The sequence below is a fragment of the Megalodesulfovibrio paquesii genome, from assembly GCF_054653055.1.
The window spans coordinates 970,528-994,462 of sequence record NZ_BAAIGQ010000005.1 but is presented as its reverse complement, the minus strand read 5'-3'; the positions used below and the strand labels follow the sequence as shown (position 1 = coordinate 994,462).

The following is a 23,935-nucleotide window of genomic DNA, read 5'->3' as shown; positions in this document are numbered from 1 at the left end:
GCGCATTCCTATTGCGTATTGCGGGGCAGCATGACCTGAAAACGCACCGCTTCCTCGTCAAAACCGTCATCCATGGTCAGCGTAAGTTCGTTTGGGCCTTCCGAGAGATACTCCAGCGGGATTTGACATTTCTGATCGTACGCAATCTTTGAGCCCTGGGAAATGGCCTGGCAGCGTACCTGCTGCTGCTTTTTTCGCACCAGCACGGCACTGTAGCGGGCGCCCGAGTTGATCAGGATGTTCAGATGCTGCCCCGGCTGCCGGGGATCTGCCAGATGCGGGAGATAGGCCACCTGGGCAGGTGCGCAGGAACCGTTGTGGGCCGCAAAGGCGCAGATGGCAAGGTCGTCTTTCTTGTAATCCGAAAGCGCCTGGGCATAATGCAGGGTGACCGGGGAAAGCCGGACCCGGTTGGCGCCGGCCACCGGGGCGGGGAGCCTGTACACGTTGTTGGCGGAGTAACGCCCGTCGCGGGTGACCACCCGGACGCAGACATCCGTTGCCGTGGGAAGCACGAGCTGCGTGTCTTGCACCGCGACATTGCCCTCCGCCTCCCCCAACCGCACTCCCACAATGACACTCCCGGACACTGGCACGGCACTGTCAAAATTTTCCTTGAAGCTGCCAGGATCGGCTACGATTTCTGCAACAGGCTGGGCCGTTGCAGAGTTGCCGGATGCAGCCACCATGCAGAAAGCCAGCACTGCAACGAGCAGTCGGGAGAGGAGATGAGGGCTTGGCATTGTCACACACCTCTCGTTGCAGAGTTTATTATAACAATTCTGCAGAAATGGAGAAAGGATCTGAATTTTCGCAATTTAAAGTCCCGCTGAGTTTCGCTCCGGATTTTGCTGAAACATCTAAAACGCATTTCCTTGATTGCCCCCCGCCAATCAAAATACTGCCGACCCAATGAATCGATGAACCAGTAACAATCGCCTTGCCGGTAAACCTGCTATCCGAATTTGCATTTGCTACCAAGGGAAACCACTCTGACTGCCCTTTTTCGATAGATGCCTTTTGGATAACAAAGGCCATGCCAGTTCGAATATGTTTATATATCCTGTCGTCAGTTCGGTCTTCGACATTTCTGATTTTTCCTTCATCATCCCCCGCGGCCTTATACGCCGCAGCCAGTCCCTTTGGCATCTCCGTGGAGAATGTAATCTGCGAAGTGGAAGCCAGCGCGGCCCGCAGGCCGAGATTGCGGATGTCGGCGTTGTCGCTTTCCAGGGCCTGGCGAATGCAAATGCGCTGGATGGACACATCGCCGCTGGCAATGGCGGCCTCAATGTATGCCAGCCGCAAATCCGGATTCGGATCATTGCATTGCTCCCGCCATGTGGCCAAGGCGCCGGCGCGGGCCTGGACATCAGCCACCGGGTCTTGCGCATGCGCAATGGAGACGGCGAAAAGCCCAATGGCCACCACACTCATCACGAATTGCACAGGGAAACGCTTCATCCAGTCAACCTCGCGAAATAAAGGGGAAGAACGCGCCGGGACGTATTTCCGCACACCATATTCCGAGCGTTTCAGCTATCTACAATAGATGATTGCAACCCGGCAACAAAAAACAGGCGGTTCTTCCGCTATCAAACGCCTGTGGAGGGGAGAAAAATTCGTTTGCCGGCCAGAGTTTCCCCACCTGCGCACTTGCAGTCTGCAGCTTGCGGAGTGCTGATCCTGCCTGACAGCATCGGTACACAGATCAGACAGAAGCAGCCCCTGCTTGCGATCGAATGCAAACAGGGGGCTGCTGTTTCGGCACGGCTGGGTGCTCTCCTGCCATGACGGGATTGACATCCCCCACGGGAGGGGATAGGTTTTATTTGAAAACAATAATTACTCTCAATTTCATCAAAAGGCAACCACGCATGCTCGCGGCGGGCTGCCCGGCGATGCCCCCCCCTCCTCTTTTTTGCCACTCGGACCTCCCATGCTCCAGCACGCCAGCCCCCGGTACTATGTTCCGATCCGCCAGCTTCGGGTCGTCCATGCACTGCCGCAACGCCTTCGATTGAAGGGACATTTTTTGCGCCACCCCAGGCTGAACACCGATTTTCTCGAAGCACACCTGGCTTCGCTGCCTGGCGTGGTCTGCGCACGGGTCAATACGCATGCCGGTTCGGTGGTGGTAGAGCATGACGGCCTGCCGGGTCGCAAGGCCAGCATCATGGCCGCCCTGGCCGCAACACCTGCGGAAGCCTTTGTGCCGGGCGTCCCCAGGCTTCGGGAGATTGGCGCTGTGGAGATTGGCCTGCACCTTGCCGCGGTTGTTGTGAGCCTGGCCTTGCCGCCAGTGGCCTTTGTGGCGCTGACCGGCCTGGCCGTGCTGACGGGGCTGCCGGTTATCATCTCTGGTCTGAACAACCTTTTCTCCCGGGGGTTCACGGCCTCCTCCCTTGATGCGGTGAGCGTGGGGCTCTGCCTGGCGGTGCGCAATTATCCGGCTGTGTGCGCCATTGCCTTCATGCGCGTGTTGGGGGATTACATCAGGCAGCGCAACGATCGGCGATCCAATGCCCTGTTGCACTGCCTGATGCGCTTGCAACGGCGCACGGTGTGGGTGGAGCGCGATGGTGTGGAAGTGGAATGCCCCTGCGAGGCGGTGGCGGTGGGCGAAGTGGTGGTGTGCGGACCGGGCGAGCTCGTAGCGGTGGATGGCGAGGTGCTCACCGGCGCGGCGCTGGTCAATCACAGCATGATCACCGGGGAGTCCATGCCTGTGGACCTGGGGCCCGGCGACCGGGCCATCTCCGGCGCAGTGGTGGAGCATGGCCGTCTTCGCATCCGGGCGGAAAAGGTTGGCCAACACACTGCCATGGCCCGGATCAATCGGTTTTTGGAAAACACCCTCCAAACCAAAGCCTTGCCCGAGATCAAAGGCGAAATCGCGGCCGACCGCCTCGCCCCGGCCACAGTGGCCCTCGGCGCGGGAGCGTTTGCCTTTACCAGGGATATGGCCTGCACGGCTTCAGTGGCCTCAATCGACTTCGTCTGCTCCGTCAAATTCCCTTCGCGTCTGGCCGTGCGCAGCAGCCTGTGCGCTGCAGCCAAGGCCGGGCTGCTGCTCAAGGGCGGCCGGGCGCTGGATGCCCTGGCCCGGGTGGATGCGGTAGTCTTTGACAAAACCGGCACGCTGACCACGCGGGAGCTGCGCGTCACGGACATCCTCCCCCTGCAGAACTGGTCGCCCGAGGCTGTCCTGACTCTGGCTGCGCGCCTGGAGCAACATTACGGGCATCCCGTGGCCCGCGGGGTTCTGGCCGAAGCCCACCGGGCAGGCCTGCTCCTCGATCCGATCGGCGAGGTTGAATACCATGTTTCCCATGGCGTCTGCGGCGTGGTGGATGGCGTCCGCGCCCTGATCGGCAGCCGGCGGTTTCTGGATCAGTTTCCGGAAACAATCTGGTCGGGCAACGCGCATGCGGAGCAGCTGGCCGCTGCGTTGCGAGCCCAGGGCAAGATGGCCCTGTATGTGGTCCAGGGCACCGTCATTCAAGGCGTTCTCGGCCTGCAGGAACAGGTGCGGCCCGAGGCCAGGACCGCATTGCAGGGACTGCGACAGCTCGGCGTCCAAAAACTGGTGGTCCTTACCGGTGACCATCGCCGGACCGCCGCACAGCTCCTGGATCAGCTGCCGGAACTGGACGCCATTCACTGGGAGCTCAAACCAGAAGACAAGGCCCGCATCGTCGGGCAGTTGAAAAGGAAAGGCCACTGCGTGGCCGTAGTCGGGGATGGCGTGAACGACGCGCCAGCCCTGGCCAGCGCGGACCTGGGCATCTGCATGCCGCATGGCGGGGATCTGGCTCAGGCCTCGGCCCAGGCGATCATCCTGCAAGAGGATCTGCGCGCCCTCTGCGCGGGCCGGTACATCGCGTTGCGGCAGCATCGAATCCTGCAGCATTGCCTGTGGCAAGGCGTGGCCGTCAACACCAGCCTGCTGGCCCTGGCCGCCGCCGGCGTGCTTTCGCCTCTGGCTGCGACCGTACTGCACAATGCCAACACCTTCTCCCTGATGGGCTACGCCATGGCCCGGGCCGGCGGATCCCACATGTCGGGACGCTGCACTTCCTCTGACGACACACCGCGCGCACTCGCCACGCGTTGACGCTGGTCACCTCAACGAGTCCCAGTCTGGCGAAGGGGGGCCACCAAGTCACCGGCGCTGCAACAGCCCGGGGAACAGGCAATGGCCGCGCTGTGATACCTTTACCACCATTGACCGGCAGCTTTTCGGCAGCTGTTCGATGGCATGGAGCAACCGCCACCGGCTGCGCCATTGTCGGGTGGATGCAGCGCCCCTGCCTGCTGTGTGGCATGCATCTTGACGACGTGGCATCCTGCGCGATACGAACAGCGCGTCTGGTGTTCCGCCAAGGAGCACAAGAGGGAATCCGGTGTGAATCCGGAGCGGACCCGCCGCTGTAGCCCCGGCCCTGCAACGCAGGGAAGCACAATGCCCCATGCGCGCCACTGTCCGACACGGATGGGAAGGCGGGGCGGAGTCCGGGGGAGCCAGAATACCTGCCAGACGTGTCACCCCAGGCAACGGGTCTTTGCCGGCACGGGGATGTCGGCGCTTGCCTGCGTGTGTCGCTCCTCCTCGAAATCCGGCGGATACTGGTGTTGTCCAATCCGGAATCGAGTGAGGAGTATTTTTCATGCCCAGCCCTGTTCTCGACCCTTTTCTGCACTGCTGCCATCACCATGATCACGGGAACGGAAGCGGGCAGGACCGGCTTTGCCGGCACGATCATGCACATGCGGATGAGGATGGTGTGCATCATGAGACTCATGATCACGCGCATGATCATGAGCACCACCACGCCCCTGGCCGGCCCCGGCCTGCCCGGCCGGGCATTCTCCTGGCCGCCTTCGGGGTAGCCCTTGCCGATGCGGGCCAGGGCTACGCAGCCATGGAGGCCGAGGTCAGGGAGCAGTTCCCCGGCGTTCCTGTGGCCTGGGCGTACACGGCCCACAAGGTGCGGCGAAAGCTGGCCGCGCGAGGCCAATCGCAGGATTCCGTGGCCGTGGCCCTCTCCCGGCTGCACGATGACGGGGTGACCCATCTGGTGGTGCAATCCCTGCACACCGTGCCTGGAGTGGAATACCATTGGACCCGTGACCAGGCCCTGGCCTACCAGCATCCACGCAAGGGATTTCAGCAGGTTGTCATCGGAAGCCCCCTCCTGACCAGCGAGGAAGACCTCGCCCGCGCCCGGCAGGCCCTGGCAGGATACATTCCTCCCGAGCGCCGGCAGGAAGAGGCCGTGGTGCTCGTGGGCCATGGCACCTACCATCACGGGCAGCAGCGTTATCTGGATTTTGAGGCCTGCATCCGCCAGGACGACCCGCTTGCCTTTCTTGGCGCGCTGATGGGCCGGCCTGGGGAGCGACTGGGCATCGCGGCTGTTCTTGACCGGCTGCAGGCGGCCGGCGCGGCCCGCTGCTGGCTGGTGCCGTTCATGAGCGTGCCGGGACATCACGTGCAGGTGGACATCCTGGGCCAGTCTTCCCGGTCCTGGAAAACGATGCTCCAGGCCGCGGGCATCGAGGTCCTGACCCGACCCACCGGAACGCTGGAGCACGCGCCATTCCGGGCGCTATGGATGGAACATCTCCGTCATGCCTTCACCTCGCTGCAGCAGGAGCATCCGGCCGCGAGTTGTGGCCATCATCATGGAGAGCATCATGCACATTTCTGATGGCGCCCTGGCCGCGCCCGTGCTCATCGGCGGCGCGGCCTGCGGGCCTTGCAACAGCAGGGACCGCGCATTGCCGACATGGAGCATCCCATGACCCTGCCCTGCCCGATCCTGCTGGCCCTGGAACAGGCACGGTACAGTAAGTATCCTGGCAGTCAGAATCCTGCACTGAATGACCTGGACATTTCCCTGGCCGCCGCGCTTTCCATGCGCCCCCGGACCCTCCTGCTCGACGCGCCAGGCCCGAGCCAGGCCCGATTCAGTCGTCAATGAGGCCGTGTTCGTCAAAAAAAGGATACGGCCCCTCATGCTGACCGCTGAAGACCTGGTGGCTCACCAGGCCATTCCTGCATGACCAGGCGTGAAGCAGAAAACCCGGGGGTTCCAGCATGAACTGCGAGGGCGCATCGGGGCGGAGATCCAGGGCCACCTGATGTGCGGGCGCCGGCGCCGTCAGTACCCTGCGCCCGCCGCACTGTCCGGCAATCAACCGGTGCAGATGCCCGCAGGCCACCAGCTCCACCTGCGGGTGGGCGATGAGCAATGTGCGCAGCCCGTCGAGCCCTTCCACGAAGCCGATGTCGTCCATGTGGCCGATAAAGGTGTGCATGGGCGGGTGGTGCATGGCCAGCACCGTGGGCCGGCGCGGGGTTCTGGCCAGTTCCCTGGCCAGCCAGGCCAGCCGGGCCGGGCAGAGGCCACCCGCTGCCGCGCCAGGGATGAGGGTATCCAGGGCCAGCAGGCGCAGGGGGCCGATGTCGCAGCTGTACTGCAGGAATTCCGATTCTGGGGATACCGGCAGGGGGCGGCCGTGGCGTGCAAATGCCGCAGCCAGGGCCGCGCGCTGGTCATGATTTCCCGGCACGGGGTACATGGGCAGGGGCGTGGCCGTAAGCAGTTCCAGCAAGTGGTCATACTCCTCGGGCCGGCCGAAATCCGTCAGGTCGCCGGTAAGCAGCACGGCATCGGGTTGCTGGGGCAGGCGGGCCAGTGTCTCCAGGCATTGGACGAGGCCGGCGGCAATGTCCACGCGCCCGTATGCCAGGCGGCCCGGCAGCTTGATGTGCAGATCGGAAATGTGGGCGATGAGAAAGAGTTCGTTCATGACTCGGTTGCCGGCAAGAGGCGGTGTTGCGGGAAGCGCACAGTCACCGTGGCTCCCGGATGAAAGGGACAGGGCTTGTTCGCATAACAGAGCATCTCATGCCCTTCCTGGGTGGAAAGCCGCAGCTGGATGCGTTCGCCCAGATAGGCGCGCTGGACCACCGTGGCCAGGGGTTCGTCGGGCAGATCCGGATGCCGTTCCCCCACGGCCACGTCCCCCACGGCCACGTCCTCGGGCCGCAGTAGCACGGCCTGCTGACCGGCCAGCTGGGGCGGACAGGCAACCCGTACCCCACCCAGACGGATCACCCCCTGCGCCAGATCCTCGGCGCTGCGTTCCAGGCGGTTCACCCGGCCCAGAAACTGGGCCACGAACGGGTGGGCCGGTTGTTCGTACAGCGCCTCCGCACTGCCGGTCTGCACAATGCGGCCCTGGTGCATCACGGCCAGCCGATCGGCAATGACCATGGCCTCCTGCTGATCGTGGGTCACGTGCAAGGTGGTGATGCCCAGCCGCCGCAGCAGCACGGCCAGTTCGTCGCGGAGCGATTCCTTGAGCTTGGCGTCCAGGGCCGTCAGGGGTTCGTCAAGCAGCAGCACCCTTGGCTGGATGGCCAGGGCCCGCGCCAGGGCCACACGCTGCTTCTGCCCGCCGGAAAGCTCTGCCGGCCGTCGCCCTTCCAGCCCGTTCAGATGCATCAGTTCCACCAGCTCCCCTACCCGCCGGGCCAGCTTTTCCGGGGAGGTGCGACGCAGCTTCAGGCCATAGCCGATGTTCGCCTGCACGGTCATGTGCGGGAACAGGGCGTAATGCTGGAAGACCATGCCCACCCCGCGCGATTCCACGGGCAAGGCAGTCACATCCTCCCCGCCATAGCGCACCGTGCCACCAGGATCCGGGGCACACAGGCCGGCCACCAGACGCAGCAGGGTCGTCTTGCCGCAGCCGGAAGGCCCCAGCAGGGCCACGATTTCCCCGGGTTCCAGGGTCAGCTCGCAGGGGTGCAGGGCCTGGGTGTCGCCATAGCGCTTGGCGCACCGGATCACCTCCACCCGGATGGGATCAACTGTTTGCATAGGTCCTCTCAATGGCTGCCGAAATGGCCTGCATGGCCCACAACACCGGCAACACCACGATGAAAAACATCAACGTATAGGCCGAACCCACCTCCAGCCGCATGGAGGCATACGAATCCGCCAGCCCCACAGGCAGGGTGCGGGTGTACGGCGTATGCAGCATCCAGGTCAGGTTGAACTCGCCCACAGACAGGGTAAAGACCATTAAACATCCGGCCAGGATGGAGGGCAAGGCGCAGGGAGCCAGCACGCCCAGAAAGCGCTGCGGAAAACCCGCGCCCAGGGTGCGGGCGGCTTCTTCCAGACTGCGCAGGTGCTCGGAGGCAAAGGCCGCACTGACTGTGCGCACCAGAAAGGGCAAGGTAAACACCACATGCCCGGCCAGGATGAAGGCATAACTCTGACGCAGGCCCTGGATGTGCCCGTAGGCCAAAATCAGGGCCAGGGCCGTGGCCAGACCCGGCACCGCCACGGGCAGGGTCAGGCATTCTTCCAGCACCTGGGTCCACCGGCCTGGATGCCTGGCCAGCACATAGGCCAGGGGCAGCCCCAGCACCAGGCAACACCCCACGCAGGCCACGGCCAGTCCGAGGGAGGCGATGATGGTGGATCCATACGTCGTCCCCACCTGCTCCACCCAGCGCAGGGTGAAGCCCGCCCGGAGCCCCTGAGAGGCGTTCTCCAACACACCAGTGCACACCGAAAGCGCCATGGGCGCCAGGGTGAACAGGCACACACCCACGGTGAGCAGCGACAGCCCCTTGCTTGCGCCGTAAGGTTTCATGGCATCCCCGCCACGTGCGTGTTGCGGCCGCTGCACAGCCGGGCCAGCATCAGCGCGCCCCAGGTGACCAGCCCCAGGCTGAGGGACAGGGACGCCGCCAGGGCAAAGCTGGCATAGTTGGTGAACTCGTCATAAATGGTCACCGGCAGCACCTCGAAACGGGTGGAAAGGGTGAAGGCCGTGCCAAAGGCGCCCATGGAAGTGGCAAAGACGATGGCCCCGCTGGCCACGGTGGTGGGCCAGAGCGCCGGCAGCCAGACATCCCGCAGCACCGGATAGAACCCGGCGCCCAGGGAGCGGGCCGCTTCCTCCAGGCTGTGGTCCAGGCCTTCCACGGCCGCGGTGTAGGCGGCAATGCACCGAGGCAGGGAAAAATACACATACGCCATGACCAGCCCGCCCAACCCGTAGGCAAAGGCCCGCCCCTGACCGGTAAGCGCCTGGCCGAGCAGCACCAGCAGCCCCTGCCGGCCGCCGAGCAGGATGATGAAAAAACCAATCACCACACCCGGAAATGAGAGCGGCAGCGTCAGCACGGCCAGGAGCGCCCGGTGCCATGCGCGGCGCGGACTTTGGGACACACTCCCGGCATGGCCGAGATACAGGCCCACAGCCGCCGACACTGCCAGGGAGATGACCGTGACCACCAGGGACAGCAACACCGTCTGGCTCAGACTGGTGAGGTACCGCGGCGAGGTGAGCACGATGAAATACGTCTCCCACCCCTTGGAGGCAGGCAGCAGCGCCAGCCGGGCCATGGGCAGCAGCCAGAAGGCCAGGAACACGACCCCTGCCGGTGCCGCGCACGCCAGCAGGCGTGCGCGGTCGGCAGAACGGATGTTGCGGGAAGGGGAGGAAGCCGCCACGGCGCTTCCTAGTGAACCTGGTTCAGGTAGGCTTCGGAAAAGGCCTTCTGCACCTCGGCCATGCGGCTGTAATCCACGGTCCTGGCGCGGGCGTATTCGCTTTCGGGCAGGAACACGGCCTGCGCCTTGGCAGAAATGGCCTTGGCCCGCACCGGACGCAGGAAGGCATCAGCCCAGATGGCCTGACCCTTGTCGGACATGATGAAGTCCAGGGCCTTCTTGCCCTGCTCCGCATGGGGCGCGCCAGCCACCAGACTCATGACATAGGGCACCACCACCGTGCCCTCGGCCGGGATGACAAAGGTCACATTGGCCTTGTCCTTGTGCTTGGCGCGGTAGGCGTTGAAGTCGTAATCCAGCAGGATGGGGATTTCGCCGGAGAGCACGCGGGCGTAGGAGGTCTGTTTGGGCACGATGGGTTCGTTTTTGGCCAGGGTCTTGAAGTATTCCAGGGCCGGCGCAAAGTTTTCCAGGGTGCCGCCCATGGCCTGGTTCACGGCCACGGCGCCCACATAACCCACAAAGGCCGAGGCCGGATCAAGATACCCCACCAGCCCCTTGTACTCGGGCTTGAGCAGGTCGGCCCAGGAGGTGGGCACCGGCTTGCCCTGCAGGGCGTCCACATTGACCATGAACCCCAAGGTTCCGGAGTGGATGGTGAACCAGTAGCCGTCCTTATCCTTCAGTCCTTCGGGAATCTCGTCCCAGAAGGCCGGCTTGTACGGCTGCACCACGCCGGCGGCCTTGGCCTGAATGCCAAAGGTCACCCCCACGTAGGTGATGTCCGCCACAGGCGCGGCCTTTTCGGCCACCAGCTGGGAAAGGGACTGGCCGGAGTTCTTGTTGTCCGGCGGAATGGCCACGCCGGTGTGCTCCTTGATGGCCTGGAGCTGGGTTCCCCAGTCCGCCCATTCAGGGGGGCAGTTGTAGCAGATGGCGGTGTCTTCGGCCCAGGCGTTCCCGGACCCGAAGCCGCCCAGCAGCAGGGCCGCGGTCAGCAGCATGCAGTGCAACGCAGTTCTCATGGATCGTTCCTCTTCTGCAATGGTGGTGGCACGCGGGAGGCGTGGCCGTTTGAGAAATTCAGGAAATTTTCAATTATACAACTATGTTATCCGGCGATACAGGCAGGACGGTCCCGCCCCGGCGGATTGCATGCGGCAGCACCACAGAGGCCGGGCGCTCCCCGGCCATGCGCTGTTCCAACAATCGCCAACAGACGGCCCCCAGTTCCCGTGTGGGCTGGACCACCGAGGCCAGGGCCGGCTCAAACAGCTCGCCCACGGGCAGCCCGTCAAAACCGATGACTGAAAAATCCTGTGGTGTGCGCAGACCCGCAGCCCGCACGCTCTGGATGAACAGCATGGCCAGACGGTCGTTGCCGCAGAACACGGCACTCACCGGTCGCGAGCCGGTTTTGAGCGACGGGACGAAGTCCGGAGGCAGGCCCTCGCTGTCAAAGTCGATTTCCAGCAAGGGCAGCGGTTCCAGGCCGCATTGACGCATGGCCCGGCAATAGCCCTGATGGCGCTGGATGGCCCGGTCCGAGGCCTGCAAGTCACCACTGAGCATGGCCACATGCCGGTGTCCCGCGGCCAGCAGCAACGAGACGGCCTCGCAGGCGGCCTTTTCGTTGTCCACCGAAGCCGAAGGCCGCAGCGGCGTTTCATTGAACGCCAGCACATATGGCGCTCCGTGAGACTCCAGCAGCTCCACCGCCGGACTGGCGGCGGCGTCGGCCACAGTGAGGATCATGCCTGCCACCCGCTGCCGCAAAAACGTCTCCACCGCGGCCAGCTCCAGGGTGGGGTCGTAGTTGCAGGTGGTCATGAGGATGCGGAAGCCGGCCCTGGCGGCCTGTTCCTCAATCCCCTGGGCGCATTCGGCAAAGACCGGGTTGAGCAAGGTGGGCAGCAGGAGGCCGATGAGCCGCGTTTCCCCGCCGCGGAGCTGGCGGCCAAGGTCGTTGGGCAGAAACTGCAGGGCCTGCGCTGCAGCGAGGACCTTTTCCCTGGTCTCGGGCCGGACTTGTTCAGGCGAGTTGAACACCCGCGACACCGTGGCCACGCTGACCCGGGCCTTGTCGGCCACATGCCGGATGGTGACGCTCATGCGGCGCAGACTCCCATGACGGACCAGCCAGACGGCCGGGCATGCTCCGCGTCTGCCCTCACCAGGGCCAGGGCAGAAACCGGCGCGGCAGCGGGCAAGCTGCAATCGCGCCTGGCGTCGGGAGATGGCGCGGAGCCGCGCCGGGTGGTCTGGAGTCTGGAATGCATGCTGCGTCCTTGTTGATGTAAACGTTTACATCAATAGACGCAGGCCATGGCCATTGGATGTCAGGCGTATGACATTCCTGCGACATCCAACTCCCGCTGGCATGGACACGAGCGGCGGGAGCGCTGCTCTGTTGGGGAGGGTCACACGTAGAGGTCGACGGAAGCGACTTCCTGGACTGTTGCTGCGGTTGCTGCGGTTGCTGCGGTTGTTGCGGTTGTTGCGATCATTGTGGCAGGCTCACTCTCCGCCGGCAAGGATACCGCAGCCTCTCCGGCGCGCTCGGGCTCGCCCTGCGCGGCATCCGGAATGGCGGATGCGGCGGGTGCAGGCTGGGTGGTGTCAGGATTCGCCTGCCGGGCTTCCGCCTTTTCCGTCGCCTCCTCGCGTTCCTTGGTCATGCGCTCGGCTTCCGATTCGCTCACTTCCCCTTCAAGCATGGTCTTGATGGCATTGGCCGCCTTTTGTCCGATCAGGGAGCGCTCGGCGTAACTATCCGCGGCATCCGCGGCAATCTGGGCGCTGGCTACGAGGCCCTGGAGCTTGGCGCCGAACTCCTGCCGCACCTGAAAGCCAACCATCTTGCCAAGAATGTACCGGGAGGGCTCGGCATTGTGCTGGACAAAGTTGCCGGCCAGCATGTTCGTGCTTTCGGCAGGCGCAGCCAAGGCCACCGCTGTCGCAGTCTTCCCGGCAAGCTGGTCTTCAGTTGTCTGGTTGCCGGGAGTTCCGGCAATCTTGAACAGGGCCGATTGAATGCTGGCGTCGATTTGCATGGGCACCTCGGCAGTTTGTGCGTGGCGCAATCACCATGCTCATGCGTATCGGCTTGTGCCATCCAAAAGTTGAGGGATGGCGTCAAAAAAGGCGGGAAATCTGTGCGCTCGTGGCCCGTCCCTCAGTATTTCAGCGGAAGGGCAGCCACAGCAGATGGGGCAGGCTCTGGTACCGGGCATCGCGGAAAATGTTGAGGCCAATGCGCATGCCCAGGTGCCCCTGGTCAGGAGCCGGCTTGTAGGTACGGAAGAGGCGGTCCCACCAGGGGGCGTTGAAGCCGTAGTTGTGGTTCATTTCGCGCCCATCAGTGGAATGGTGGACCCGATGCATATCCGGAGTCACCAGCACGTACCGCAGCCAGCGGTCCACGGACTGGGGCAAGGCCAGATTGGCGTGGTTGAACATGGCCAGCACATTCAGCAGCACTTCAAAGAGCAGCACGGACGCTGGCGAGGGGCCGAGCACGGCCACCAGGGCGAGTTTCCAGAACACGGAGAGCAGGATCTCCAGGGGATGGAAGCGCACGCCGGTGGAAAAGTCGATGAATGTATCCGCATGATGCATGCGGTGCAGTCGCCACAGGGGCCGCCAGCGATGAAAGGCGACGTGTTGCGCGTAAATGGCCAGATCAAGCAGGAAAAAGCCCAGGAGAAGGTCCGCCGCAGCGGCAGCCTCCGGCAGCCCCAGCCACGGCAAAAGCCCCCACCCCCGGCCGCGCAGCGCAGCGGCCAGGGCCACGGGCAGCAGGGGCACCAGCAGCCGCACCAGCACGGTGGAAACGGCCACCACACCAAGGTTGCCCACCCAGCGCCGCTGGCGTCCGGGCACCGTGGGACGACGGGGGAAACGGTGCTCCAGCAGGCCAAAGGCCAGGGCTGCCAGCGCAAACGAGCCAAGACGGATCAGCGGTTCCGAAAGCATCCCACCCTCCGGGCCATCTGCGGCCAGGGCTATTCCTCCACCCTGCCCCGGTTTTTTTTGCGGGTGGAGGCGATTTTCTTGGCGGTCAGGCGGCGCTCCTTGGACGCGAGCGTCGGCCGGGTGGCCCGGCGCGGAGCCCGGGGGGTGAGCGCCTGGCGCAGCAACGCAGCAAGTTTGGTGCGGGCCAGCTCCTTGTTGGCGTGCTGGCTGCGGGATTCCTGGGCTGTGACCAGCACTGCGCCCTCGGCATCCAGGCGTCGGGCCAGCTTGTCCAGCAGCACGGCCTTGCGGGCGGGTGAGAGGCTGGCGGATTCGGCAATGTTGAACCGAAGCAGCACCTTGGAATCTGTGGTGTTCACATGCTGGCCGCCGGGCCCGGAAGCCCTCGCGGCGCTGAACTGCAGTTCATCCTCGGCAATGACCACACCGTATCCGACCTCAAGCACATCGCCCTCCTGGTGGTCTCCTACAGCAAGTTGCGTTTCTTGAAAAAGATCCACATCACGGCGACGATGACCACCATGGCCCCAAGGACGGCATAGTAGCCCCAGCGCCATTCCAGCTCCGGCATGTAGCGGAAATTCATGCCATACACGCCGGCAATGAAGGTCAGAGGAATGAAAAAGGTGGAAATGACTGTCAGAACCTTCATGATCTCGTTGAGCTTGAGGCTGATCTTGGAGAGGTGCAGGTCGGCCATGCCGGAGAGCACGTCACGAAAGGTTTCGATGGTGTCCATGGCCTGGATGACGTGGTCGTACAGGTCGCGCAGGTAGATCTTGGCGCCATCCTGAATGAGGTCTGACTCCTGGCGCTCCAGGCGGGCCACAATCTCGCGCAGGGGCCAGACGTATTTGCGCAAAAAGAGCGCCTCGCGTCTGAGGGCATGCAGTTCTTCCAGTTGGGTGTTGCCCGCGGCCTCCAGCAGGGCTTCTTCCATGTCCTCAATGGCATCGCCCACTTTTTCCAGGACCACAAAGTAATTGTCCACCACGGCGTCGAGCAGGGAATACAGCAGATAATCCGCGCTCAGCTTGCGCAGCTTGCCCTTGCCGGTCTGGATGCGGGCGCGGATGTCCCCGAAAACGTCGCCCTGGGCCTCTTCCTGGAAGGAGAGCAGATAGCCGTCGCCCAGCACAAAGCTGACCTGCTCGTCGATGACGCGGGCCTCTGCCTCATCAAATCGCAGGGTTTTGACCACCACAAAGAGATAGTCGCCCATGTCTTCCATCTTGGGGCGCTGCTCGGTGTGGGCAATGTCTTCCAGAATCAGCGGGTGGAGGTGAAAAATCCGGCCGGCTTCCTCAATGAAGCCGGTGCAGTGCACACCGTCCATGTTCAGCCAGACCACCTTGCCCGGCTCCCGCAGGGTGGCGCAGGCTTCCAGGCTTTCGGGCTCGGTCATGGCAACCTCGGTATCAGAGTATTTGAACGCTGTGATCCGGACCCGGCTCTCGGGCTTCTCACCCACGTACTCCACCGTGCCGGGCAGCTTGCCGGCCTTGCTGCGATGCTGCCTGAGGTACTCGAACATGGGTCACCACAATGCAAAAGGGGAACAGGGGAAAAGGGGCAAAAGACAGGGGATGCGGGGGAACGGAGCTCCCCCACGTCCCCACCTGCTAGGGGAACTGTACTGCAAGTTGAGGCGCAGCAAAAGCCCCAATGAAAAGCCATTGGAAAGGGGGTTCGGGGGAACCTCTTTCTTGAGAAAGGTGTTCCCCCGTGGGATCTATTCAACAAAGCAATCTGCCTAGTTGCCGCCCAAAAACTTCGTGCGGGCCTTGAGGGCGGTGTCCGGGAAGTCGGAAAAGACGCCGTCAACGCCGAGCTTGTAGTACTGCAGGTATTCGGCCTCAGGGTCGCCATTGTAGTCCTTGGCCAGATAGCGGGGCTCGTTGCGCATGGTGTAGGTGGCCACGAGCAGGCCGGCCTTGTGGGCGTCTTCAATGAAGGACGTGGGCGGGTTCAGGCTGCCATCTTCCTTTTCGGTGACAAAAAGGCGCTTCCAGGGGCTGACCCACTGCACGAAGCCGGCGAGTTCCTTGAGGGCTTCGGGCTTGAGCAGGTCGCCGTAGGTACGCTTGTCGCCGGCGAGGACGAAGTCATAAGGGGAAATATCGGCCTCGTCATAGAGGAAGACCAAGGGCAGCTTGGTCATGCCGCGCAGTTCCTTGAGGTTGGCGACCTCGAAGGACTGGATGACGCAGGGGGAGTCGGCCTGATCGTAGCCGTGCTTGTGGAGGATTTCCACGAGCTGCTTTTCGAAGTTCAGGCCCAGGGACTTGTGGTAGGAAGGGTGCTTGGTTTCGGGAATGATGCCGATGACGCGGCCGGTTTCCTTTTCCTTGCGCCTGACCAGCTCGATGACCTCTTCCAGGGTGGGGATATCGAACTTGCCGTTGTAGGACTGGTCGCGGAAGTCCAGCCGTTCCTTGCAGCGCAGGGTTTTGAGTTCTTCGAGGGTGAAGTCCTCGGTGTACCAGCCATCCACGGGTTTGAGCCCATCGATGGACTTGGTTTTTTTGCGGTCCGGGAACTTCTCGGCCACGTCGGTGGTGCCGCCGATCTCGTTTTCGTGGCGGCAGACGAGGCGGCCGTCCTTGGTGGAGACGAGATCGGGCTCGATGAAGTCCGCGCCCAGGTCGATGGCCAGCTCATAGGAAGCCAGGGTGTGCTCCGGCCGGTAGCCGCACGCACCGCGATGGCCGAAAACAATGGGTTTTTTGAAGTCAGCCACGGCAAGGGCATGCATGCCCAGCACCATGACCACAACCAGCGACGCCGCCAGCACTGCACGAATCTTCAGCATCGTTGCACTCCACATGAAAAAAGGGAAATGGCGGCCGGATGGCCGGACCATTTCCCTCTGTATCCTGCGCAGCATGCCGCCGCATGAAGCCGCGATGACGGTTGTGCGGCGTTGCAATCCGCAACACGACAGCGATGTGGCGAATGTGTCAGCGAATATTGGCAGCCAGCCAGCGCAGGAGCAGGTCATTCACCCGGGCCGGATCTTCCAGCATGAGAAAATGCCCCGGCCCCACCAACAGGTGATACTCCAGGTTCGGAAAATCTCCCTTGAGCAGGGTTTCCAGGTTGGATGCGGTGTTGGCCGACTGGGCATACACGGCCAGGGTGGGTGCCTGCACCGCCGGCAAGGGCTCCAGGCTGCCGGAGACAAAGCCGGCCATGGAGGCGTAGCGCACCGGGGCCGGGGTGGCCAGCATCTTTTGCAGAATCCAGTCCTTGAGCGGCTGCGGCGTGGTCTGGCCCTGCATGGAATTGACGAAGGATCTGGTCACCGCGTCAGCCTCCGGACCTTGAAACTGGGCGGCAAAGCCTTCCATCTCAGCCTTCCAGCGGGCGCTCTCCGCGGCGTCGTCCGGCGGAAAGAGGATGGCTCCATCCAGCAGCACCAGCCCGGCCACCCGCTGCGGCTGCAGCAGGGCCACGCGGCGAATCACCGCTGCGCCCATGCTGTGCCCCACCAGCACGGCGCGGTCCAGGCCGGCATGGTCCATCACAGCCAGCACGGCCTGAGCCAGGGATTCCTGGGTGAACGGCCCGCTGGAGGCGCTGCCCCCGTGGCCGGGCAGGTCAATGGCCAGCACCCGGTGCGCGGCGGCCAGCGGCCCCAGCTGCTCTTTGAAGAACTCCGAGGAGCAGGCCCAGCCATGGACCAGCACAACGGGCACGCCGGATGCGCCTCCCTGGCCGGCTTCGGCATAGGTGACCGGGCCACTCGCGAATGGGGCCTGGGCGGCCCAGCCCCCGCCTGCCAGGGGGGCAACGAGTGCGAAAAGTGAAAGCAATATCAGTTTATAGAATTTTGTAGTCACTGCGCGGGTTGGCATGGTGAACCTCCTGGGCGGGGATGCCTTCGGGCGCAGAAACTGTCAAGCAGGGGGGGCACATGCATGGCCGCGCGGGCTGCCGAGTTTTCCACAGCAAGCCAAGCCAGCAGATCCTTGCGCCGAGGCCTGTGGAAAACGTTCAAAATCTGTGGATTGAATTTGTTCTTTTTCTCACAAGGTTACAGCGCCAATTGCCGGGTAATGATTGATTAATCAATCTGTCTTAAGCAGTCACAATGGTATCAAAATAGCTGCGCGGCTTGTGGAAAAACAATTGACACCAGCCCGAAGAACGGTAACTTTGCCGCCACATAACAGGGGTGTTGGCGAGGCTGCCGCGGTGATGTCTGCCGTGGTTATTTTGTGTGCAACCAACCTTACGCTTGTCCGCAAAAGGGGCCGGTATGCATTCAACGTTGTTCTTTCTATTGATCGTCCTGCCGTTCCTGGCGGCCATCTTGTGTATGGTCGTTCCGGTGAAGCAGGTGCGCTCCGCCATTATCATTGTGACGGGTGCGCTGTTGGTCGGGTCCTCTTTAACCCTGATTGGCCTTGTTCCTCTTGAAACCACTTTTACCTCCCTCTTCGGGCTGCCACTGCCCGGACTCATCCAGCTGGCGGACTTTGTCCTGCTCGGCGCGGTGCTGTACTACGGTTGGAAGCACAAGCACCTTGGCGTCAAGATTCTCGCCGGGGTCCAGCTGCTTGGTCTGTTCATTCTTGAAGCGTTTCTCATGGACCACCATACGGTCGGCATGACCTTTTTCGCCGATCCGCTGTCCCTGACCCTGGTGCTGATCATCAGCATCGTGGGCTCGCTCATCTGCATCCATGCCATCCCGTACATGGACAATCATGAGCACCATCTGCATCTGCAGGTTTCCCGCCAGCCGCGCTTCTTTGCCTGGATGGTGCTGCTCCTGGGCACCATGAACGCCCTGGTGCTGACCAACGACCTGCTGGTGCTCTACTTCTTCTTTGAAGTGACCACCTTCTGCTCCTTCATGCTCATCGGGCACGACGGCAACGAGTTGGCCGTGAAGAACAGCCTCAAGGCCCTGTACCTGGGCAGCATGGGCGGGCTTGCCCTGCTGCTGGGTGCGATGTTCTTCGAGGGCATGCTCGGCACCCTGAATATTCAGGAAATCCTCAAGCTCTCCCCCAACGCCTCCTACGCCATGCTGCCCATGGCCCTGGTGTGCGTGGCGGCCTTCGTCAAGAGTGCGCAGGCCCCGTTCCAGAGCTGGCTCTTGGGCGCCATGGTGGCTCCCACCCCCACCTCCGCCCTGCTCCACAGCTCCACCATGGTCAAGGCCGGCGTGTATCTGGTGCTGCGTCTGGCGCCCGGCTTTGTGGGCACCACGCTCTCCACCTACGTGGCCCTCTTTGGCGCGTTCACCTTCCTGGCCACGGCCATCCTGGCGGTGAGCCAGTCCAACGCCAAGCGCGTCCTGGCTTATTCCACGGTAAGCAACCTGGGGCTGATCATCGCCTGCGCCGGCATCAACACGCCGGCGGCCATGGCGGCGGCGCTGTTCCTGATCATCTTCCACGCCGTCTCCAAGGCCCTGCTCTTCCTCAGCGTGGGCACCATCGAGCAGCGCATTGAGAGTCGGGATATCGAAGACATGCATGGCCTGTTCATGCGCATGCCCGTGACGGCCAGCCTGGCTGTGATTGGCGTCCTGACCATGATTCTGCCGCCCTTCGGCATGCTCATGGGCAAGTGGATGGCCATCGAATCCGCCGCGGCCAACGTGCCGGTCATCATCATGCTGGCCATGGGCAGCGCCATCACCCTGCTGTACTGGGCACGCTGGGCCGGCCTGCTGATGAGCCACCCGCTGGAAGCCAAGGTGACCCCGGAAAGCCAGCCTCTGCTGACCAGGTACCCCCTCGTGCTGCTTTGCAGCGGCGCGGTACTGCTCTCCCTGACGGCGCCCTGGATTTACCACGGCCTGGTGCTGCCCATGCTGGAGATGGTCAATGCCGTGAACCCCAAGGCCATGTTCGACATGCCGTACCAGACGGCCAGGGGCTTGCTGAGTGCGGATTCGGGGGTTTTCCCTGTGGTGCCGCTGTTCATCATCCTCATCGTGGGCATGTTCCTGGGCCTGAAGGTGCTCAAGAACGCCCGCGGCGCGCGTGAAGCGTCCATCTACCTCGGCGGGGCGCAGAGCCGCACGGCGCACACCCCCGACTGCTTCGTGGGGCCGGTGAACCAGCCCGTCAAGGTGGCCAACGCGAACTACTATCTCACCAAGCTGATCCCTGAAGAACGGGTGACCGGCTGGATGAATATTGCGGCAACGCTGCTGGCGCTGCTGCTTGTGGTGGGAGGACTGTAATCATGAGCATCCTCGGACTGCTGCTTGCTCTCATTGTCGGCGTCTTTGTGGCGCCCGTGCTTGGCGGCCTGATCACCGGCCTGGATCGCCGCCTCACGGCGCGCTTTCAGTCCCGTCTCGGCCCTCCCATTCTGCAGCCCTTCTACGATGTCGCCAAGCTGCTGGGGAAGGAAAAGCTCCTCAACAACAGCTGGCAGGCCTTCTGCGCCTATGTGTATGTGGTGGCCGCGGCCACCAGTGTGGTGCTCTTCTTTGCCCAGTCGGACCTGCTGCTGATCTTCTTCGTGCAGGCCGTGGGCGCGGTGTTTCTGGTCATCGGGGCCATGAGCGTGCCTTCGCCGTACAGTCAGATTGGCGCCCAGCGCGAGCTCATCCAGGTGCTGACCTATGAGCCCCTGCTGGTGCTGGTGCTGGCCGGCATCTATGTGCACACGGGCACCTTCAAGATCGATGGCATCTATGCCCTTGAGGATCCCCTGCTGCTCAAGCTCCCCCTGCTCTTCCTGGTGCTGGGCTACGCCCTGACCATCAAGCTGCGCAAGTCCCCCTTCGACATTTCCGCCAGCGCGCATGCGCACCAGGAAATCGTGCGCGGGGTGTATACGGAGTTCTCCGGGCCGTACCTGGCCATTCTGGAGATCGCCCACTTCTATGAAGTCGTCCTCATTCTGGGCGTGGTCGGGCTGTTCTGGTCCACCAACATCGTGGGCATGCTGGTTCTGATCGGTCTGACGTATCTGGCGGAAATCGTGGTGGATAATGTTTCCTCGCGCATGACGTGGCGCTGGATGGTCACCTCCGCCTGGGCTGTCGGTCTGACTCTCACTCTCATCAACCTGCTCAGCCTGACCATGTAATGAGGCGCACCATGCAAGCCATACTCGACTTCATCAAATCCTCACGGATCAAATCCCCCTGGCTGATGCACTTTGACTGCGGCTCCTGCAACGGCTGCGACATCGAAACCCTGGCCTGCCTCACTCCCATCTACGACGTGGAGCGTTTCGGCATCGTCAACGTGGGCAACCCCAAGCACGCGGACATTCTCATCGTCAGCGGCACGGTGAACCACCGCAACAAAAAGGTTCTGGCCAACCTCTACGAACAAATGCCCCATCCCAAGGTCGTCATCGCCATCGGCGCTTGCGGCCTCTCCGGCGGTGTGTTCCGCGAGGCCCCGAACGTTGTTGGCGGCATCGACAAGGTCATCCCCGTGGACGCCTACGTCCCCGGCTGCCCGCCCAAGCCCGAAGCCATTATCGACGGCGTGGTGCTCGGCTTGCAGAAATTTGCCGAAAAATCCCTCGCCTAAGGATTGAGCCATGCCCATTTCCGCAAAGCAAATCACCAAAGAGACCCTGAAGGCCGAGGTCCTGCTGTACAAGAACGCCAGCTGGCGCTTCGTGACGGCCACCTGCGTGGACCTGAACGAAAACGAGTTCGACCTCCTCTATCACTTCGATAAAGACAACACGATGGAACACCTGCGGCTCACCGTGCCCAAAAAAGAGCCCGTGCCTTCCGTTTCCGACGTGTACCTGGCCGCGTTCCTTGTGGAAAACGAGATTCAGGACCAGTTTGGCCTGTGCTTTGACGGCCTGGCCCTGAACTTCGCCAACCATCTGTACCTCGACGACGAAGTCGCCACCACGCCCTTTTGCAAGTTCGGCGTGGTGCGCAAGACTGCTGCGGCCGAGTAACCATCAGTCGAAAGGAAGGACGCATCATGGCTCAGACTATTCTGCCTTTCGGCCCGCAGCATCCCGTGCTGCCCGAACCGATCCATTTGAAGCTCACCGTCGAGGACGAAATCGTCGTCGACGCCCTGCCCGCGCTCGGCTATGTCCATCGCGGCCTGGAAAAGCTCTGCGATATCCGTGATTACAACCAGATGGTCCAGATTGTGGAACGCGTCTGCGGCATCTGCTCCAAGATTCACGCCATGTGCTACTGCCAGGGCATCGAGGAGATGATGGGCGTGGAAGTGCCGGACCGCGCCAAGTTCCTCCGCCTGGCCTGGAGCGAACTGCACCGCGTGCATTCCCACCTGCTCTGGCTCGGCCTCTTTGCCGACGCCTTTGGCTTTGAGGCGCTGTTCTACCAGTTCTGGAAGATTCGCGAAAAGGTGATGGACATCAACGAAGCCACCACCGGCAACCGGGTCATCGTTTCCGTGAACGAAGTGGGCGGCGTGCGGCGCGACCTCTCCCCCGAGCAGATTCGTTGGATTGAATCCGAACTCAAGGTTGTGGAAGAGCAGATTCGCTCCCTGCGGGCCACCATTCTGGACGACTACACCGTCAAGAAGCGCACCAAGGGCATTGGCGTGCTCAGCGGGGCCCAGGCCCTGGAGCTGGGCGCCGTGGGCCCGACCCTGCGCGGCAGCGGCGTGGCTCAGGATGCCCGGCAGCTGAAGTACGGCGCCTTTGACCGCGTGGACTTCCAGCCCATCGCCTATCCTGATGGCGACAGCTGGTCCCGCTGCGCGGTGCGCTATGACGAAACCCTGCAGTCCATCGATCTGGTGCGGCAGGCCCTGGCCCGGCTGCCCGAAGGTGAAATCACCACCAAGGTGAAGGGCAAGCCCGAGGGCGAAGTCATCACCCGGGTGGAGCAGCCCCGTGGCGAGGTGCTTTACTACCTCAAGGGCAATGGCACCAACTTCCTGGACCGCTGCCGCATCCGCACTCCCACGTTCGCCAACATTCCGCCGCTGGTGGTCATGCTGCCGGGCATTGAACTGGCTGACGTGCCTGTGGTTGTGCTGTCCATCGACCCCTGCATCAGCTGCACCGAACGTTAAGGAGCGCCCGATGAGACTTGCGCCCATGGTTCCCACCGTCGTCAAGAACCTGCTCAACAAGAAATCCACGCGCCCCTACCCGTTTGTGGTGCGTGAGCCCTTCCCCGACCAGCGCGGTGAACTGTACTGCGATATCGACAAGTACATCTTCTGTGGCACCTGCGCCCGCAAGTGCCCCTCCCAGTGCATCAGCGTGGACAAGGAAAAGGGGATCTGGAAGTGCGATCCCTTCGCCTGCGTCTACTGCGGCACCTGCGAGGAAGTCTGCCCCACCCATTGCCTGCACCACAAGGGCACCTGGCGCCCCGTGGCCGGCGAGCGGCAGATGATCGAAATGCAGGGCACCCCGCCCAAGAAGAAGAAAAAGGAAGCGGCCGAGTAGCCCGCTCCCGAATGTGCTGAATCCCCAACGGGGAGGCTGGTTGCAGACTGGCCTCCCCGTTGTGCGTTTGCGAGGCTTGGTGCTACCGCGCCTGCTGCAGGAAGCTGTCCGTCAGGTCGGTCATTCTTTCCAGTTCATCCGGAGCAAGATCCACCCGGCCGGCGTCCTTGCGAAACCAGGTGCGCTGGCGTTTGACATAGGCGCGGGTGTTGCGTTCCCAGAGATCCAGGGCCGCCCAGCGGGAGAGCCGCCCCAGGTGCAGGGCCAGCAGTTCGGCACAGCCAATGCCGGTAAAGCCCGGGGCCGTCTCCTCGGCCAGGCGGGCCCAGGCCCGGGCAATCTCGTCTTCGGCGCCGGCTTCGAGCATGAGCTCGATGCGCTGTCTGAGCCGGGGGTGCAACAGGTCGTTGGGTTGGTCCAGGTGCAGGACCAGGCTGCGAAAAGGGCTGGTTGCAGCTTCGCGGGCCTGCTGTTCATGCCACCAGGTCAGGGTTTTGCCTGTGGCAGCATACACTTCCAGGGCCCGGGCAATGCGCTGGCGGTCCCGCGGGGCCAGTCGCGCCGCGGTCACCGGGTCCACCAGGGCCAGGCGGGCGTGCAGCACCTCCGGTCCCTGATCCTGCAAGGCGTCCTGAATCTGTTGCTGAATGTCGAGCGGAATGGGCGGGATATTGGCCAGGCCCTGAAGCAGGGCCCGCAGATAGAGCCCCGTGCCCCCCACCACCAGCGGCAGCCGCCCTTCAGCCCATTGCTCCCTGGCGATCTCGCCGGCCATTTCGGCAAAGCGGCCGGCGGATATCCGTTCCTCGGCCGGCAAAAAACCGTACAGAAAGTGCGGGCAGACCGCCTGTTCCTCTGGCGAAGGCTGGGCGGTGATGACCGGGAACTCGGCATAGACCTGCCGGGAGTCCAGGTTGATCACCACCCCGTTGAACGTCCGGGCCAGATGCAGGGAGGCGGCCGTCTTGCCCACTCCCGTGGGACCGACGAGACAGAGCAGCGGAATGGACGGTGCCGTCATCATG

The 23,935-nt window shown here is 63.0% G+C and carries 25 protein-coding genes and 1 riboswitch; of the genes, 9 read left to right on the top strand and 16 right to left on the bottom strand.

Annotated elements, in window-relative coordinates; translation table 11 throughout:
• Positions 1-8: 8 nt before the first annotated feature.
• Both ACYQ00_RS11080 and ACYQ00_RS11075 read right to left on the bottom strand, forming a co-directional pair.
• A complete protein-coding gene (locus tag ACYQ00_RS11080; protein ID WP_460032177.1) occupies positions 9-743 on the bottom strand; it encodes a hypothetical protein in 735 nt (244 codons plus the stop codon).
• A gap of 28 nt (positions 744-771) precedes the next feature.
• A complete protein-coding gene (locus ACYQ00_RS11075; RefSeq protein WP_460032176.1) occupies positions 772-1,464 on the bottom strand; it encodes a hypothetical protein in 693 nt (230 codons plus the stop codon).
• Positions 1,465-1,939: 475 nt separating this feature from the next.
• Between ACYQ00_RS11075 and ACYQ00_RS11070 the strand changes: the two genes are divergently transcribed.
• The 3 genes from ACYQ00_RS11070 to ACYQ00_RS11060 all read left to right on the top strand — a co-directional run bounded on the left by ACYQ00_RS11070 (position 1,940) and on the right by ACYQ00_RS11060 (position 5,987).
• The gene (locus ACYQ00_RS11070; RefSeq protein WP_460032175.1) at positions 1,940-4,117 is read left to right on the top strand and encodes a heavy metal translocating P-type ATPase; all 2,178 of its coding nucleotides are present in this window, start codon (positions 1,940-1,942) and stop codon (positions 4,115-4,117) included.
• A 238-nt stretch (positions 4,118-4,355) separates the two neighbouring features.
• Positions 4,356-4,555: riboswitch (cobalamin riboswitch) on the top strand.
• Between the two features lie 115 nt (positions 4,556-4,670).
• A complete protein-coding gene (locus tag ACYQ00_RS11065) occupies positions 4,671-5,714 on the top strand; it encodes a sirohydrochlorin cobaltochelatase (protein WP_460032174.1) in 1,044 nt (347 codons plus the stop codon).
• A gap of 90 nt (positions 5,715-5,804) precedes the next feature.
• Positions 5,805-5,987 carry a hypothetical protein gene (locus ACYQ00_RS11060; protein WP_460032173.1) on the top strand — a complete coding sequence of 61 codons (183 nt, stop codon included), beginning with the start codon at positions 5,805-5,807 and terminating at the stop codon, positions 5,985-5,987.
• Here the strand turns inward: ACYQ00_RS11060 and ACYQ00_RS11055 are convergent.
• The 13 genes from ACYQ00_RS11055 to ACYQ00_RS10995 form a co-directional block, all read right to left on the bottom strand.
• Entirely contained in the window at positions 5,974-6,819 is an 846-nt protein-coding gene (locus tag ACYQ00_RS11055) for a phosphodiesterase (protein ID WP_460032172.1), read from the bottom strand. The genes ACYQ00_RS11060 and ACYQ00_RS11055 overlap by 14 nt on opposite strands.
• Complete coding sequence (locus tag ACYQ00_RS11050; protein WP_460032171.1) at positions 6,816-7,895, bottom strand: ABC transporter ATP-binding protein; 1,080 nt, start codon at positions 7,893-7,895, stop codon at positions 6,816-6,818. The genes ACYQ00_RS11055 and ACYQ00_RS11050 overlap by 4 nt, the downstream gene beginning before the upstream one ends.
• Positions 7,882-8,679 (bottom strand): ABC transporter permease, encoded by a 798-nt coding sequence (locus ACYQ00_RS11045; protein ID WP_460032170.1) that lies wholly within the window; start codon positions 8,677-8,679, stop codon positions 7,882-7,884. The genes ACYQ00_RS11050 and ACYQ00_RS11045 overlap by 14 nt, the downstream gene beginning before the upstream one ends.
• Positions 8,676-9,545 (bottom strand): ABC transporter permease, encoded by an 870-nt coding sequence (locus ACYQ00_RS11040; RefSeq protein WP_460032169.1) that lies wholly within the window; start codon positions 9,543-9,545, stop codon positions 8,676-8,678. Before ACYQ00_RS11040 ends, ACYQ00_RS11045 begins: the two co-directional genes overlap by 4 nt.
• 8 nt (positions 9,546-9,553) lie before the next feature.
• Positions 9,554-10,570 carry an ABC transporter substrate-binding protein gene (locus ACYQ00_RS11035; protein ID WP_460032168.1) on the bottom strand — a complete coding sequence of 339 codons (1,017 nt, stop codon included), beginning with the start codon at positions 10,568-10,570 and terminating at the stop codon, positions 9,554-9,556.
• A 73-nt stretch (positions 10,571-10,643) separates the two neighbouring features.
• The gene (locus tag ACYQ00_RS11030; RefSeq protein ID WP_460032167.1) at positions 10,644-11,657 is read right to left on the bottom strand and encodes a substrate-binding domain-containing protein; all 1,014 of its coding nucleotides are present in this window, start codon (positions 11,655-11,657) and stop codon (positions 10,644-10,646) included.
• Entirely contained in the window at positions 11,654-11,824 is a 171-nt protein-coding gene (locus tag ACYQ00_RS11025) for a hypothetical protein (protein WP_460032166.1), read from the bottom strand. The genes ACYQ00_RS11030 and ACYQ00_RS11025 overlap by 4 nt, the downstream gene beginning before the upstream one ends.
• Before the next feature lie 141 nt (positions 11,825-11,965).
• Positions 11,966-12,598 (bottom strand): hypothetical protein, encoded by a 633-nt coding sequence (locus ACYQ00_RS11020; RefSeq protein WP_460032165.1) that lies wholly within the window; start codon positions 12,596-12,598, stop codon positions 11,966-11,968.
• Between the two features lie 130 nt (positions 12,599-12,728).
• Positions 12,729-13,520 carry a sterol desaturase family protein gene (locus ACYQ00_RS11015; protein WP_460032164.1) on the bottom strand — a complete coding sequence of 264 codons (792 nt, stop codon included), beginning with the start codon at positions 13,518-13,520 and terminating at the stop codon, positions 12,729-12,731.
• Between the two features lie 29 nt (positions 13,521-13,549).
• A complete protein-coding gene (arfB, locus tag ACYQ00_RS11010) occupies positions 13,550-13,966 on the bottom strand; it encodes an alternative ribosome rescue aminoacyl-tRNA hydrolase ArfB (protein WP_460032163.1) in 417 nt (138 codons plus the stop codon).
• Between the two features lie 20 nt (positions 13,967-13,986).
• Positions 13,987-15,054 carry a magnesium/cobalt transporter CorA gene (corA, locus tag ACYQ00_RS11005; RefSeq protein ID WP_460032162.1) on the bottom strand — a complete coding sequence of 356 codons (1,068 nt, stop codon included), beginning with the start codon at positions 15,052-15,054 and terminating at the stop codon, positions 13,987-13,989.
• A 219-nt stretch (positions 15,055-15,273) separates the two neighbouring features.
• Positions 15,274-16,332, bottom strand: a complete 1,059-nt coding sequence (locus ACYQ00_RS11000; protein WP_460032161.1) for a glycerophosphodiester phosphodiesterase — start codon at positions 16,330-16,332, stop codon at positions 15,274-15,276.
• 148 nt (positions 16,333-16,480) lie between these two features.
• A complete protein-coding gene (locus ACYQ00_RS10995; protein ID WP_460032160.1) occupies positions 16,481-17,377 on the bottom strand; it encodes an alpha/beta fold hydrolase in 897 nt (298 codons plus the stop codon).
• Positions 17,378-17,781: 404 nt separating this feature from the next.
• Here ACYQ00_RS10995 and ACYQ00_RS10990 point away from each other — a divergent pair, with 404 nt between their 5' ends.
• The 6 genes from ACYQ00_RS10990 to ACYQ00_RS10965 are packed head-to-tail and all read left to right on the top strand — an operon-like array spanning position 17,782 to position 22,910.
• Positions 17,782-19,725 (top strand): NADH-quinone oxidoreductase subunit 5 family protein, encoded by a 1,944-nt coding sequence (locus ACYQ00_RS10990; RefSeq protein ID WP_460032159.1) that lies wholly within the window; start codon positions 17,782-17,784, stop codon positions 19,723-19,725.
• Between the two features lie 2 nt (positions 19,726-19,727).
• Positions 19,728-20,582: a respiratory chain complex I subunit 1 family protein gene (locus ACYQ00_RS10985; protein WP_460032158.1), complete on the top strand. Its 855-nt coding sequence runs from the start codon at positions 19,728-19,730 to the stop codon at positions 20,580-20,582.
• Between the two features lie 11 nt (positions 20,583-20,593).
• Positions 20,594-21,037 carry an NADH-quinone oxidoreductase subunit B family protein gene (locus tag ACYQ00_RS10980; protein ID WP_460032157.1) on the top strand — a complete coding sequence of 148 codons (444 nt, stop codon included), beginning with the start codon at positions 20,594-20,596 and terminating at the stop codon, positions 21,035-21,037.
• 10 nt (positions 21,038-21,047) lie between these two features.
• Positions 21,048-21,425 carry an NADH-quinone oxidoreductase subunit C gene (locus ACYQ00_RS10975; RefSeq protein WP_460032156.1) on the top strand — a complete coding sequence of 126 codons (378 nt, stop codon included), beginning with the start codon at positions 21,048-21,050 and terminating at the stop codon, positions 21,423-21,425.
• A gap of 26 nt (positions 21,426-21,451) precedes the next feature.
• Positions 21,452-22,528, top strand: coding sequence for a hydrogenase large subunit (locus tag ACYQ00_RS10970; RefSeq protein WP_460032155.1), 1,077 nt, complete (start codon positions 21,452-21,454; stop codon positions 22,526-22,528).
• A 10-nt stretch (positions 22,529-22,538) separates the two neighbouring features.
• The gene (locus tag ACYQ00_RS10965) at positions 22,539-22,910 is read left to right on the top strand and encodes a 4Fe-4S binding protein (protein ID WP_460032154.1); all 372 of its coding nucleotides are present in this window, start codon (positions 22,539-22,541) and stop codon (positions 22,908-22,910) included.
• Positions 22,911-22,992: 82 nt separating this feature from the next.
• On the opposite strand, the gene miaA is transcribed toward ACYQ00_RS10965, so the two are convergent.
• Positions 22,993-23,931 carry a tRNA (adenosine(37)-N6)-dimethylallyltransferase MiaA gene (gene miaA, locus ACYQ00_RS10960; protein WP_460032516.1) on the bottom strand — a complete coding sequence of 313 codons (939 nt, stop codon included), beginning with the start codon at positions 23,929-23,931 and terminating at the stop codon, positions 22,993-22,995.
• Positions 23,932-23,935 lie beyond the last annotated feature (4 nt).